Origin of the sequence: Pseudomonas sp. 3-2 (assembly GCF_019710535.1) — a bacterium.
In the GTDB taxonomy this organism is placed as follows: domain Bacteria; phylum Pseudomonadota; class Gammaproteobacteria; order Pseudomonadales; family Pseudomonadaceae; genus Aquipseudomonas; species Aquipseudomonas pharyngis.
In genome coordinates this window covers 6,401,717-6,414,830 of sequence record NZ_CP081200.1, presented here as the reverse complement: position 1 = coordinate 6,414,830, position 13,114 = coordinate 6,401,717, and the positions used below count along the sequence as shown (strand labels likewise).

General features: G+C 62.1%; 11 protein-coding genes. 3 read left to right on the top strand and 8 right to left on the bottom strand.

The features are described 5' to 3' along the window. Window position 1: 1 nt before the first annotated feature. From K3819_RS29205 to K3819_RS29195, 3 genes are all read left to right on the top strand, one after another. Window positions 2–928 carry a LysR family transcriptional regulator gene (locus tag K3819_RS29205; RefSeq protein WP_221398387.1) on the top strand — a complete coding sequence of 309 codons (927 nt, stop codon included), beginning with the start codon at window positions 2–4 and terminating at the stop codon, window positions 926–928. Between the two features lie 104 nt (window positions 929–1,032). Beyond that, window positions 1,033–1,659: a glutathione S-transferase family protein gene (locus K3819_RS29200; protein WP_085612468.1), complete on the top strand. Its 627-nt coding sequence runs from the start codon at window positions 1,033–1,035 to the stop codon at window positions 1,657–1,659. Between the two features lie 38 nt (window positions 1,660–1,697). Continuing rightward, window positions 1,698–3,728 (top strand): pyridoxamine 5'-phosphate oxidase family protein, encoded by a 2,031-nt coding sequence (locus K3819_RS29195; protein WP_221398386.1) that lies wholly within the window; start codon window positions 1,698–1,700, stop codon window positions 3,726–3,728. A 4-nt stretch (window positions 3,729–3,732) separates the two neighbouring features. Here the strand turns inward: K3819_RS29195 and K3819_RS29190 are convergent, their stop codons facing one another. From K3819_RS29190 to K3819_RS29155, 8 genes are read right to left on the bottom strand one after another with little or no spacing between them, the layout of a single operon-like run. After that, window positions 3,733–4,863, bottom strand: a complete 1,131-nt coding sequence (locus K3819_RS29190; protein WP_064600616.1) for a glycosyltransferase family 4 protein — start codon at window positions 4,861–4,863, stop codon at window positions 3,733–3,735. Further along, window positions 4,864–5,994, bottom strand: a complete 1,131-nt coding sequence (locus tag K3819_RS29185) for a glycosyltransferase family 1 protein (RefSeq protein ID WP_221398385.1) — start codon at window positions 5,992–5,994, stop codon at window positions 4,864–4,866. It abuts the gene before it with no gap. Then, on the bottom strand, window positions 5,978–7,345 hold the full coding sequence (locus K3819_RS29180) for a glycosyltransferase family 1 protein (protein ID WP_221398384.1): 1,368 nt from the start codon (window positions 7,343–7,345) through the stop codon (window positions 5,978–5,980). Before K3819_RS29180 ends, K3819_RS29185 begins: the two co-directional genes overlap by 17 nt. Continuing rightward, window positions 7,342–8,592 (bottom strand): ABC transporter ATP-binding protein, encoded by a 1,251-nt coding sequence (locus K3819_RS29175; RefSeq protein ID WP_221398383.1) that lies wholly within the window; start codon window positions 8,590–8,592, stop codon window positions 7,342–7,344. The genes K3819_RS29180 and K3819_RS29175 overlap by 4 nt, the downstream gene beginning before the upstream one ends. After that, window positions 8,592–9,389, bottom strand: a complete 798-nt coding sequence (locus K3819_RS29170; protein WP_074689844.1) for an ABC transporter permease — start codon at window positions 9,387–9,389, stop codon at window positions 8,592–8,594. Before K3819_RS29170 ends, K3819_RS29175 begins: the two co-directional genes overlap by 1 nt. Next, a complete protein-coding gene (locus K3819_RS29165; protein ID WP_085647138.1) occupies window positions 9,390–10,832 on the bottom strand; it encodes a mannose-1-phosphate guanylyltransferase/mannose-6-phosphate isomerase in 1,443 nt (480 codons plus the stop codon). It lies immediately after the preceding gene. Between the two features lie 3 nt (window positions 10,833–10,835). Next, the gene (gmd, locus tag K3819_RS29160) at window positions 10,836–11,807 is read right to left on the bottom strand and encodes a GDP-mannose 4,6-dehydratase (protein ID WP_039765008.1); all 972 of its coding nucleotides are present in this window, start codon (window positions 11,805–11,807) and stop codon (window positions 10,836–10,838) included. Beyond that, on the bottom strand, window positions 11,804–12,718 hold the full coding sequence (locus K3819_RS29155; RefSeq protein WP_085612462.1) for a GDP-mannose 4,6-dehydratase: 915 nt from the start codon (window positions 12,716–12,718) through the stop codon (window positions 11,804–11,806). The genes gmd and K3819_RS29155 overlap by 4 nt, the downstream gene beginning before the upstream one ends. Window positions 12,719–13,114 lie beyond the last annotated feature (396 nt).

The following is a 13,114-nucleotide window of genomic DNA, read 5'->3' as shown; positions in this document are numbered from 1 at the left end:
AGTGGATCGCTTCCAGGAAATGCAGGTCTTCGTCATCGTCGCCCAGGAGCAGGGCTTCTCCGCTGCCGCGCGGCGCCTGGGTTTGTCGGCAGCCAGCGTGACCCGGGCGGTGGCGGCGCTGGAGCAGCGGATCGGCACGCAGTTGTTGATCCGTACCACCCGCAGCGTGCATTTGAGCGAAGCCGGTCTGCGTTTCCTGGAAGACTGTCGGAGAATTCTCGCCGAGGTGCAGGAAGCGGAGGATTCCGCTGCCGGCAGTCATACCCAGCCCCGTGGGCAGTTGACGGTGACGGCGCCGGTTTTATTCGGTGAACAATTCGTCACGCCGGTGATGGCGCGTTATCTGACGCAATACCCGGACGTTTCCATCAACGCCCTGTTGCTCGACCGCGTGGTAAGCATGGTCGAGGAGGGCATCGACGTCGCGGTGCGTATCGGCGAGTTGCCGGACAGCAATCAGCATGCGATCCGGGTCGGTGAGGTACGGCGGGTGATTTGCGGCTCGCCGGAATACTTCGCGGTCCATGGTCGGCCTGCCCATCCACAGGCATTGGCAGGGGCGCCGGTGGTGGCGACATCGGCCATCGGTCAACAGCGCAGTTGGCCATTCATGGAACACGGTGAACTCATCGGCGTAAAACCGGAACCGCGTCTGGTGGTCACCGCCAATCAGGCTGCGATCACGGCGGCGTCGCTGGGCCTGGGGCTGACCCGGGTGCTGTCTTATCAGGTGGCCAGCAAGGTCGCCTCCGGCGAACTGGAAATCGTCCTCGCCGAGTTCGAACTGCCTGCGTTGCCGATCCATGTGGTGTATCAGGGCGGACGCAAGGCGCCGGCGCGGGTGCGCAGTTTTGTCGACTTCATGGTGAACGCATTGCGTGAGCATCCCGCCTTGAAAAATGCCGCTTTATTTCATCCAGAGAAATAATGGATTGCGTTTGCTGGTAATTCTGTTGTTTTCACGATAGGTGGAAGATGGCTCCCACGGCCGCCGTCCACCCTGAACGGCGCCTTCATCCAGCGGAGTCGACCATGCAAGCGATCAAACTCTACAACTTCCCGCGTTCCGGCCACGCCCATCGCGTCGAACTGATGTTGTCACTGTTGCAACTGCCGACCGAGCTGATCTTCGTCGATCTGGCCAAGGGCGAGCATAAACAGGCGCCATACCTGGCTATCAACAGCTTTGGTCAGGTTCCGGCCATTGATGACAACGGCGTGGTGCTGGCCGACTCCAACGCGATTCTCGTCTACCTGGCACAGAAATACGGTAATGGTCGCTGGCTGCCAAGCGATCCGGTCGGCGCCGCGCATGTGCAGCGCTGGTTGTCCGCTGCCGCCGGGCCGATTGCTTTCGGCCCTGCCGCCGCCCGCCTGATCACGGTGTTCGGGGCGAAGTTCAACGCCGAGGAAGTCATCACCCGTGCGCACAATTTTCTCAAGGTGATGGACCTGGAACTGGGCAAAACCCCGTATTTGGCAGGTACTGAGCCGACCATCGCTGACGTGGCGGCCTACAGCTACATTGCCCACGCACCGGAAGGCAATGTGTCGCTGGACGACTACGCTAACGTTCGCGCCTGGCTCTCGCGCATCGAGGCGTTGCCTGGCTTCGTCGGCATGCCGCGCACCGTTGCCGGCCTGCAAACCACCGTCTGACATTCAATCTGTGCCGATGGCGCAGGGGAGAGACCGTGATGGAACATTCACCGTGGCACGCTGGCGAGCAACAGTTACAGGCCCATGTCGGCGTTGCCGAGCGCATGGCGGAATTCGGGCGTAAGGTGATTCGCACCTGGATGCCGGATCAGCACCGTCAGTTCTATCAGCAATTGCCCTTCATGCTGTATGGCGCGGTGGATGCCGAAGGTCGCCCCTGGGCCAGTGTGCTGGAGGGCGAACCGGGATTCGCCCACTCTCCCGAGCCGACGCAACTGCAGTTCGCCAGTCTGCCGGCTGCCGATGACCCGGCGCAGTTACAAGCCGGCGCCGCCATCGGTCTGCTTGGTATCGAACTGCACACCCGCCGGCGCAATCGGCTCAATGGCCACATCGATAATCTTGACGCGAACGGGTTCGGTCTGACGGTGGATCAATCGTTCGGCAACTGCCCGCAATACATTCAATTGCGTCAGTTTCAGCGGGTGCCGCTGACCGATCCGCAGACCCGCAAAGCCGAACACCGTGACAGCCTCGACGACGCCGCCATTGCGCTGATTGAAAGCGCCGATACTTTCTTCGTCGCCAGTTACGTCGACGTCGACGGCGAGCGTTCGGTGGATGTTTCCCACCGCGGCGGTCAGCCCGGTTTTGTGCGGATCGAGGGTAATCGCCTGACGATCCCTGATTTTGCCGGCAACCTGCACTTCAACACACTCGGCAATCTGCTGCTCAATCCCTTGGCCGGCTTGCTGTTCATCGACTTTTCCACAGGCGATGTATTGCAGCTTAGCGGTCGTACCGAAGTCATTCTCGAGGCGCCGCAGATCGAGGCCTTTCAGGGCGCCGAACGCCTTTGGACATTCGAGGTGGAGAAACTGGTTCGGCGTCCGGCAGCGCTGGCTCTTCGCTGGCGCTTCGACGGCATGTCACCCACCAGCCTGCTGACCGGTAACTGGGCCCAGGCCGATGCACGATTGCAGGCCAAGGCATTGGGGGACAGCTGGCGGCCATTGCGCGTGGCAAAAGTCGAAATGGAAAGCCGTCACATCCGCTCGATTTATCTGGAGCCGGACGATGGCGCAGGACTGCCGGTGTTTCTCGCCGGTCAGCATCTGCCGCTGCGGTTCACCCTCGATGGTGAGGTGCACATCCGTACCTACAGCCTGTCCGGCGCGCCGTCGGATGATTTCTTCCGGATCAGCGTGAAACGCGAAGGCCGGGTGTCGACGCATCTGCATGAGCAGATTCGCGTGGGCGATGTGCTGGAGGCGCGCTTGCCTCAAGGGCATTTCACGGTCGCGGCGCTGGAGCGTCGTCCACTGGTGCTGTTGGCGGCCGGCGTCGGCATTACGCCGCTGCTGTCGATGCTGCGTGAGGTGGTGTATCAGGGCCTGCGGACCCGGCGGATTCGTCCGACCCTGTTTGTTCAGAGTTCCCGCAGCCTCGCCGACCAGCCGTTCCGCGCAGAGGTGGATCGGTTGCTGGAGGATGCCGGTGACGCCGTGAAAGTGTTGCGGGTGCTCAGCCAGCCGGAGGACGATCTGGTCGAAGGAAAAGACTTCGACCTGCGCGGCCGCATCGATGGCGAGTTGTTACGCAATCTGCTGACCGACGAGGACTTCGATCAGGTCGACTTCGTGCTCTGCGGTCCCGGCGGTTTTACCCAAGGTATTTATGACATCTTGCGCGAACTGGATGTGCGGGACGGGCAGATCCATGCCGAAACCTTCGGCCCTTCGACCCTCAAGCGCCAGGCCGATCCGGACGCGATCGTGATGGAACAACCGCCGGCTGCGACCACGTCGGTGCCGGTGGTGTTCGAACGTTCAGCCAAGGAAGCGCGCTGGCAGCCCGATGGCGGCAGTTTGCTGGAGCTGGCGGAAAGTCGCGGCTTGCGTCCGGAATTCAGTTGTCGCGGGGGTTCGTGCGGCACCTGCAGGACGCGGCTGATCAGCGGCGCGGTGAATTATCCACAGCCTCCGGCAGAAGTGCCGGAGGAGGGGCAGGTGCTGATTTGCTGCGCGGTGCCGGCGCAGAGTGCCCAGCCGCTGGTGCTGGATCTGTAACGGATCAGGCGTAGGACAACGCCTTTTCCTCCAGCAGCTCCTGATACAGCTCGGTCCACTTGCGGCCCATTTCATCGGCTGTGAATAACTGCCGATAGCGGGCTTCAGCCTTGAGGCCCATTTCGGCGGCGCGGGCCGGGTTTTCCCACAGGGTGCGCATCGCTTCGCGAAATGCCGGAGGATGACTCGGTGGCACCACCAGTCCGGTTTCGTTGTGGATGTTGATGTAGCTGGTGCCGGTGCCGATTTCGCTGGAGATCATCGGTTTGCCGTACATCGCGCCTTCGAGCAGCGAAATGCCGAACGCTTCCGAGCGCAGGTGCGATGGGAAGACGATGGCGTAGCTCAGTTGCAGCAGGGCGACCTTATCTTCATCGCTCAGCCGCCCGAGGAAATGAATGTTGCGCAGACCCAGGGCCGCGGCCTGGGCGTGCAGTTCCTGCTCCAGCGGGCCGGCGCCGACGATCACTACCGGATAGTCCACGTCTTTCAAGGCTTCGAGCAGGATGTGCAGGCCTTTGTAATAGCGCATCACCCCGACGAACAGGAAAAACTTGTCCCCAAGCTGCTGACGCCAGCGGTTCATGCGCTCGACGTCAGGCTGTGGATAACCGGCCTTGTTCAAGCCATAGGGGATGACGCGAGTCTTGTCCTGGAATTGCTGCAACACATCACTGGTGTGCAGATAGTTTGGCGAAGCCGCGACAATCCGGTCGGCGCTGGCGAGAAAGCGGTTCATCAGCGGGCGATAGAGTTTGAGCAGGTGCTTCTGGCGAATGATGTCCGAGTGATAGGTCACCACCGTCGGTTTGTTCACGCCGCTGGCAAAATGCACGAGATCCATGAACGGCCACGGGAAGTGGTAGTTGATTACGTCGGCTTCGGCGGCCAGTTCACGAAACTGCTTGAACACGCTCCAGGAAAAACCCGTGGAGGCGAACTGGATATCCAGTTTGGCCCGATGCACTTCATGCTGGCCGAGACGCACCACCGCAGGTTCTGGATTGGCGCTGAGGGTCAGCACCTGGCCTTCGATGCCGTGTTGGGCGCCACTTTCGCAGAGTTGAAAGATCACTTGCTCGATACCGCCGACCGAGTCCGGCAGGTACGTCTTGAAGAAATGAAGAACTCGCATTCAACCTCCCATGGCCTGGTGGTAGGCGCCGGCCGTGGCCTGCGCGCAACGCTTCCAGGAAAAAAGCCGTGCCCGCTGCAATCCGGCTTCCCGGCATGCCTGCCAGTGCGCTTGATCATCGATCAGTCGGCTCATCGCATCACGCAAGCCGTCTGCATCGTCAGCTTCAATATAGTTGCCGGCGTCGCCCGCCACTTCCGGCATGGCCGAAGAGCGGGTGATTACCACTGGCGTGCCGCTGGCCATCGCTTCCAGCACCGGCAGGCCGAAACCTTCATACAGCGACGGAAAAATCAGCGCCCGGGCGCCGGCCAGCAATTGCGCGACTTGCTCATCGGGCAGGTAGCCGAGCAGGCACACGTGCCCGCAAGCCAGCGCCTGATTCAATTCATCACTGAACTGGTCGCGCTGCCAGCCGGCCATGCCGACGATCAACAGCGGGAAACGCTGGCGCACCCGATCTGGCAACAGCGCGTGGGCGCGCAGGGCCAGGTTCAGGTTCTTGCGCGGCTCCAGGGTGCCGACGCAGAGGAAGTACTCCCGGTACTCGACCGCATGGGCCTTGAGCACCGCATCGATGTCTTGTGGATCGCGCGGCCTGAAACGCTCGGCGACACCCAGCGGCGCGACCACGAAGCGCTCGGCAGGCAGTCCGAAATACTCCCGGGCCTCGTCAGCGATGGCTTGCGAGTCGGTCAGAATGATCCGCGCCTGGCGTACGCCTTCGGTGAGCCGGCGCTCGATTTCCCGCAGCCGCGCCGGCGGCTGGGTCTCGGGGAAATGCAGGTGCGTGAGATCGTGCAGGGTAATCACGGTCGGGCCATCGAAGGCCAGCGGCCACAGGCTCGGTTCGTGGTACAGATCGACCGGTTGCGCCGGGCCCTGATCGAAGCGTTTCTGCTCCAGCCAGCGGCGCGCCTGATAGGCGCCGGGGATCTGCCGCAGCAGCGGCGTCAGGCGCGAATAACCGGGCATCGCTGCTTCCGGCAGTTGCGAACTCCAGCCCCAGCCATGGAACAACGCCAGCTCGATATCGGTTTCAGCGTGCAAGGCATTCACCAGTTCGGCCACGTAATGGCCGATGCCGGTGCGCGGTGCCTGGAGGATGCGGGCGTTAAGGGCTATGCGCATGTTGCCTCGCTGACACCTGAGGTGCCTCCAGCACCTGGCGCGCGGTACGCTCGGCCAGTTGCGCGCTGGCTTCCCGCCAGCCGATCCATTGCCAGTCACTCACATCGCGAGCGGCGGGGAATCGACCGCTGCGCTCAAAGGTCTGCAGCAGATCGGCGAGGCTTTGTGGCGATTGCAGATCGAAATACGCCATGAACTCACCGCCGATCTCGCGAAACACCGGGATATCGCTGCCCATCACCGGCAGCCCGCGTTGCATGGCTTCCACCAGCGGCAGACCAAAGCCTTCGACGAACGACGGAAACACCAGCGCACTGGCATGGGCGTAGGCGTGTTCGAGGCTGGTGTCGCTCAAGTCGTTGAACATGAACAGGCGCCGGTTCAGCTCCGGATGATGGCGAATCCGGGCCAGCAGCGCGTCGCACTTCCAGCCGATGCGCCCAGCGATGCACAACCGGGCGTTCGAGCCGTTCGCCCAGGCATGGTCGAAGGCATCCAGCAGATAGTCGTGGTTCTTGCGCGGTTCGATGGTGCTGACCATCAGGAACACCGGCTCCTTTATTGCGAACAGCTTTTGCAGACGCGGTTCGACGGCGGCTTCGACGCTCTGCAGATCCAGCTCCGAACCGAGGTGAAAGTAGTCGAACCAACGTTTGCCGACTTGTGCCGAACCAAGGCGACGTTGCAGTTCTGCACGCAGCTGATCGCGCACAGTGGCGGAGATGGCCATGAAACCGTCGGCATTACGGGCGATCCAGTCGAACCACTCTCTGTACACCTCGACCAGCCGCGTGTCGTAAAACTGCGGGTGGGACAGGGGAATCAGGTCGTAGATCACCGCAACGATGCCCAGGCCTTCCTGTTTGAGGCGCTCGGCATGCAGGAAAAAGTCCGAATGCCAGGACGAATCCAGCAGCACCAGATGATCGCCAGTCTGGTGTTGCAGTGGTTCGCAGCGTTGAGGCAATTGATAGCGATTGACCTGCTCGACCAGCCGCAGCGGTATTCCGAATGCACCGAACGAGGTCAGGCGATAGCCGACGTACAACAGGCGTCGTACCAGTTTTGTGCGGCAACCGGTATCCAGCCGCTGATGCAGTTGCCAGAAACGATGGGCCAGCCGCTCCAGGCGTTCGCCAAACGTGACGATGGCATTGAACAGCGGCGAATCCAGCGGCGCCAGACGCTTCACTCGGTACAACTGGCCCTTGAGCAGAACCACCGGCACGCATTCGACGCCTTCGGCGCTCGGCGGCAGCTGTTTGATGACGTTGCGCACCACCCGCTGAATCCCTGAATTGACCTTCGGGTGTTTGAACACGTGGGTGCATTCGACCAGCAGGCGGGTCATGGCGCGCGCTCCGCGAGGCTGTCCGCGTGGCGGGTGATCGAGGTGCTGGCGCCCAGCCAGGAACAGCCGACGAAATCTTCCTGACGGTTGTTGATCACGTGGAACACCAGGCCGTAGTCACGCCATTCGAAGTTGCGGTCCAGGTGCGAGTCCAGTCGCGACAGGCTCAGGGCCACGGAGTAATTGCCCTTGCCCAGGCCCATGACGAAGGCGAAGCGATAGGTGATGCGTTCACCCGCACGCAGGTCTTCCAGCGCCTGATTCTGGCGGTGGGTATTGATGCCGTACATGGCCTGGCCCAGGCGATCCTTGATCATGAAGCCGAGCACCAGCCGTTCGATGTCCTGGCGAATCTCCACCTCGACTTCCAGTGTCACCGGCTGACCGACTTCGGCGGCGTCGATGGAGCGTCCGCGTTCATCGAGCAGGCGCACGCTGAGGATCCCGGCCTCGCCGGTGCCGGACACAGTGCGTACCTGGCCGCCGTCGAGCAGTTCCTGGCGCACGGTCTGGCCTTCGCGTTCGGCGAGCAGGGCGTTGTAGTAATCCATGACCGCTTCGGGCTTGTCGTGCATCACCATGTGGCCGCCTTCGAGCAGGATCGCCGAGTCGCAGATCGACTGGATCGCGGAGCGGTCGTGGGACACGATCAACAGCGTGGTGCCGGCCTTGCGGAAGCTGCGGATGCGGTCGAAGCTCTTGTGCTGGAAGTAGGCGTCGCCCACCGACAGCGCTTCGTCGACGATCAGAATGTCCGGGCGGCGCGCGGTGGCGACGCTGAAGGCCAGGCGCATCTGCATGCCACTGGAGTAGGTGCGCACCGGGTGATCGATGGCTTCGCCGATTTCCGCGAAGCGTTCAATGTCCGGCATCAGTGCTTCGATGTCTTCGACCTGCATGCCCAGCAATTGCCCGGCCATCACTGCATTCTGCCGGCCGGTGAAGTCCGGGTGAAACCCCATGCCCAGTTCCAGCAGCGCCGCGACCCGGCCCTCGAGTTGAATCTGGCCGCAGGTCGGTTGGGTGGTGCCGGTGATCATTTTCAGCAGGGTGCTTTTGCCGGCGCCATTAACCCCGACAATGCCCACCGCTTCACCGGGGGCGATCTCGAAATTCACGTCCTGCAGCACCCAGTGCTGGCGATGGCGCATCGGCGAAAAAGGAATCAGCCATTCGGCCAGGCGACTCCAGCGGGTGGGGTACTGCTTGTAGGCCTTGCCCAGGCCTGTGACGCGTATGTGCCCCATCAGAGTTCATCCACCATTTCGCCGACCCGCCGACGAAACAGGCGCAGGCCGACCGCGCACAGCAGCAGGCCGATCACGAAGATCGGCAGCAGCGAACTCCACACCGGCCACTGACCGTAGAGAAACAGGTTCTGGTAACTGCCGATCAGGTTGGTCAGCGGATTGAGTTGCAGCAGGCGCTGCACCCACTCGGGCAGGATGCTCAGCGGATACACGATCGGCGTCAGCCAGAACCAGAATTGCAGGCAGATGGCGAACAATTGCCCGACATCGCGAAAGAACACGTTGAGCACGCCGAGGATCATCCCCAGTCCGGCGCAGAACAGCACTTGCAGCGCCAGCAGCGGCACCAGTGCCAGCAATGCCATGCCCGGCCAGCGTCCGCTGATCAACAGAAACCCGAGGAACAGGCCGATGATGATCGCGAAGTTGATTCCGGCATTGAGCAGCACGATCACCGGCAGGCAGAGGCGCGGGAAGCTGATTTTCTTCAGCAGGTTGGCGTTTTCCAGAAACATGTTCTGGCTGCGCAGGGTGATTTCCGAGAACAGGCCCCAGGTCAGCAGCCCGGCGCACAGGTAGACGCTGTAGGCCATGCCGTCGTCCACGCCGGGCAGACGGGCGCGCATGATGTGGGAAAAGATCACCGTGTACACGATGATCATCGACAGCGGGTTGAGTACCGTCCACAGCGCGCCGAACAGCGAATTGCGATACCGCGCTTGAAACTCCCGCTTGACGCTACCGAGGATGAAACCTCGATAGTCGTGCAGCGAGCGGTACAGGGAAAGCAGCATTCACACCGTCCTGCCGTATTGGTCTTCGAAGCGGACGATGTCGTCCTCTCCCAGGTATTCGCCGCTTTGCACTTCGATGATCACCAGGTCGATCACGCCGGGGTTTTCCAGACGGTGCTTGTGACCGGCGGCAATGAATGTCGATTCGTTCTTCGCCACCAGGGTCGTGCCGCTGCCGTTGTTGGTGACCTTGGCCATGCCTTCGACCACCACCCAGTGTTCATTGCGGTGATGGTGCATCTGCAGCGACAGCTTGCCGCCGGGTTTGACCACGATGCGCTTGATCTTGAAGCGCGGGCCTTCCTCGAGCACGGTGTAGGTGCCCCACGGACGGCTGACCGTGCGGTGCAGGCGATAGGCTTCGTGGGATTTGTCCTTGAGCTGCTTGGCCACCCGCCGCACATCCTGCGCACGGTCGGCATGGGCTACCAGCACGGCGTCGGCGGTGTCGATGACAATCAGGTCCTCCACACCAACGGCGGCCACCAGCCGGCCATCGCTTTGAACGAAGTTGTTGCGGCTGTCGATGAAGATCGCCTCGCCGCTGGCGCGGTTGTTATCGGCGTCAGCCGGCACCAGCGCGGCCACTGCACCCCAGGACCCAATGTCGCTCCAGTCGAAACCCGCCGGCACCACCACAACCTTTTCCGAGCGCTCCATCAGTGCGTAGTCGATGGAAATGTCGGTGATTTCGGCGAACAGCTGCGCGGACAATTCCTGTTGCAGGCAACCAGCGGTTTCCACCGGTTCGCTGGCGGCCATGCAGGCGCGGGCCTGTTCCAGCAGCTCGGGGGCGTGCAGCGCCAGCTCGGCGATCACCGTTGCGGTGGAGAAACAGAACATCCCCGAATTCCACAGGAAGTTGCCGCTCTCCAGATAATGGGTGGCGGTCTGCAGGTCGGGTTTTTCCACGAATCGCTGGACTTTGGCCGCGCCCCGGTCATTCAGCGGGGCGCCGGTCTCGATGTAGCCGAAGCCGGTTTCCGGGGCGGTCGGCACCACGCCAAAGGTCACCAGATAACCGTCCTTCGCCAGATTGACCGCGTGCTCGACCGCGCTTTTGAGCGCCTCTTCATTGACGATCAAATGGTCGGCGGGCATCACCACCATGATCGCGGCATCACCGTGCAGCGCTTGCAGCGACAGGGCCGCCGCCGCGATGGCCGGTGCGGTGTTGCGTCCGGTGGGCTCGAGCAGGAAGTGCCCGCGATGCCGGGACAGGCGCGCGGCCTGATAGTGATCCTTGCTCTGAAAGTAGTACTCGCGGTTGGTCACCGTGACAATGTCGCCCCAGCCGTCCAGCAGCGCGGCGGCGCGCCGGTAGGTCTTGCCCAGCAGCGACTGGCCGTCGGGCAGGGTCATGAACGGCTTCGGATGGCCCTCGCGGGACACCGGCCACAAACGGGTGCCGGCACCGCCGGACAGAATCACGGGGATCAGCATGGCCTACTCCTTGGCGACGCGTTTCATGTCCGCATCCATCATCATGCGGATCAGGGTGTCGAGGTCGGTCCTGGGTTTCCAGCCGAGCACGCGCTGGGCCTTGGCCGGGTTGCCGAGCAGCACTTCGACTTCGGCCGGGCGGAAAAACGCCGGGTCGATCTTCACGTAATCCCGGTAGTTCAGGCCGACGTGATCGAAGGCGATGCGGCACATCTCGCGCACGGTGGTGGTGACGCCGGTGGCGACCACGAAATCGTCGGGCTTGTCCTGTTGCAGCATCAGCCACATCGCCTCGACGTAATCACCGGCAAAGCCCCAGTCGCGTTTGGCGTCGATGTTGCCCAGGGCCAGCTCCTGCTGTTTGCCCTGTTTGATCCGGGCGGCGGCGTCGGTGACCTTGCGGGTCACGAATTCGATGCCGCGCAGGGGCGATTCATGATTGAACAAAATGCCGCTGCTGGCGTGCAGGTTGAAGCTTTCGCGGTAGTTGACGGTGATCCAGTGGCCATAGAGTTTGGCCACACCGTAAGGACTGCGCGGGTAGAACGGGGTGTTCTCGTCCTGTTGCTCGGCCTGGATCAGACCGAACATTTCGCTGGTGGACGCCTGATAGAAACGCGTGTGCGGGCTGAACTGCCGGATCGCTTCGAGCAGGTGGGTCACGCCCAGGCCATCGACGATGCCGGTAGTCACCGGTTGGTCCCAGGAGGCCGCGACGAAGCTCTGGGCTGCCAGGTTATACACCTCGTCCGGCGCCGACTTGATCACCGCGCGCTGCACCGAGCAGGCATCGGCCATGTCGCCATCCAGGTAGACGATGTCCGCTTCGACGCCCATCTCCCGCAGGCGCCAGCGTGAATCGCTGCTGCGCCGTGCAACAAGGCCGTGAACCTTGTAACCCTTGTCGAGCAGCAGCTTGGCCAGATACGCGCCGTCCTGGCCGGTGATCCCGGTGATCAATGCACTTTTTGTCATTCTTGTTGTACTCGCTTCTCCCAGTCGGACAGGATCGCCCGCAGGGATTGTTGTGTAGTGATTTGCGGCGTCCATCCTGTGGTCCGGGCCAGCCGTTGGTGGCTGCCGCAGACGCGACGCTGATCCGCGCGGCGCATGCGTGCCGGATCCTGAACCAGTTGCAGCTTGACCTGGGCCAGGTCGCCCATCTGTTCGATGAGGCTGCGGATGCTTTGCTCATGGCCTGAGCAAATGTTGTAGACCTGTCCCGGCGTGCCTTTTTCCAGCAGGGCGAAATAGGCCGAGACTACGTCTCTGACGTCGAGGAAATCGCGGGTGACATCGATGTCGCCGACTTCCAGGCGCGGCGCTTGCAGCCCTTGCTTGATGCGGTTGATCTGCCGCGCGGCGCTGGCGATGACGAAGCTTTCCTTCTGCCCGGTGCCGATGTGGTTGAACGGCCGCGCGACCAGTACCGGCCAGCCTTCGCTCAGCCCCCATTGCAGGCTGAGGAACTCCGCCGACAGCTTGCTGACTGCATAGGGATTGCGCGGGCAGGGTGGTTGTTGTTCGGTGATCGGCAGCGCGGGTTCTTCGACCTGGCCGTAGACATCGCCCGAGCTGACATACAGGAACGTGCCCTTGAAGCCGCGGGCCTTGAGGGCCTGCAACAGGTTCAGGGTGCCGAGCAGGTTGATGTCGAAGGTTCGTGCCGGATCGCGGAACGCTTCAGGAACAAAGGTCTGGCCGGCGAGATGAATGACCGCATCGGGCAGTTGCGGCCACAGATCGATGAGGCTGTCCGGGTTTGTCAGGTCGTAGGGTGAGGCGGCAGGCAGCAGCTCCCACGACGCGTCTTCCCCCTGGAGGCGTGACTGGATGTGTTGTCCCACGAATCCACTGAGACCCGTGATGAACAGACTTTTTTTCAAACAGCGACCCCTTGGTCTTTAACTTTCACCTCTTCCCACAGGCTATAAGGGGATGTCTGTCAGACCGAGAGAAAATCCGGCCGAGACAACGGGTGAAGTCGTTGTTGTAGTTGTTTGGTTGCCAATCTGTGCCAATTGCGCAGCAATTTCAACAGGGCAAATCGTGACTGGTCAGTTCTCGTCAGAGTAGTCGGTTTTTTCTCGCCGGGCGGTTCCCGAATGCGCGACGGATGTGTTTAGAATGCCCCTCGTCGCGATCCCCGGCGGCTGCTCGCAAGGATCGTGCGACAGGGTAAAACCGACCATTAAAACAAGAACAGAGACGTGCCCGATGATGCAGGACGAACCGCGCTGATGCCGGTTCGATCCGACGCTCGGCCGTCATAGCGTGAAGCT

Excerpts from the sequence above, each read along its gene's own strand:
- gmd (WP_039765008.1), bottom strand. The coding sequence starts at position 11,807 with ATGACAAAAAGTGCATTGATCACCGGGATCACCGGCCAGGACGGCGCG.
- K3819_RS29190 (WP_064600616.1), bottom strand. The coding sequence starts at position 4,863 with ATGCGAGTTCTTCATTTCTTCAAGACGTACCTGCCGGACTCGGTCGGC.
- K3819_RS29165 (WP_085647138.1), bottom strand. The coding sequence starts at position 10,832 with ATGCTGATCCCCGTGATTCTGTCCGGCGGTGCCGGCACCCGTTTGTGG.
- K3819_RS29185 (WP_221398385.1), bottom strand. The coding sequence starts at position 5,994 with ATGCGCATAGCCCTTAACGCCCGCATCCTCCAGGCACCGCGCACCGGC.
- K3819_RS29170 (WP_074689844.1), bottom strand. The coding sequence starts at position 9,389 with ATGCTGCTTTCCCTGTACCGCTCGCTGCACGACTATCGAGGTTTCATC.
- K3819_RS29180 (WP_221398384.1), bottom strand. The coding sequence starts at position 7,345 with ATGACCCGCCTGCTGGTCGAATGCACCCACGTGTTCAAACACCCGAAG.
- K3819_RS29195 (WP_221398386.1), top strand. The coding sequence starts at position 1,698 with ATGGAACATTCACCGTGGCACGCTGGCGAGCAACAGTTACAGGCCCAT.
- K3819_RS29175 (WP_221398383.1), bottom strand. The coding sequence starts at position 8,592 with ATGGGGCACATACGCGTCACAGGCCTGGGCAAGGCCTACAAGCAGTAC.
- K3819_RS29200 (WP_085612468.1), top strand. The coding sequence starts at position 1,033 with ATGCAAGCGATCAAACTCTACAACTTCCCGCGTTCCGGCCACGCCCAT.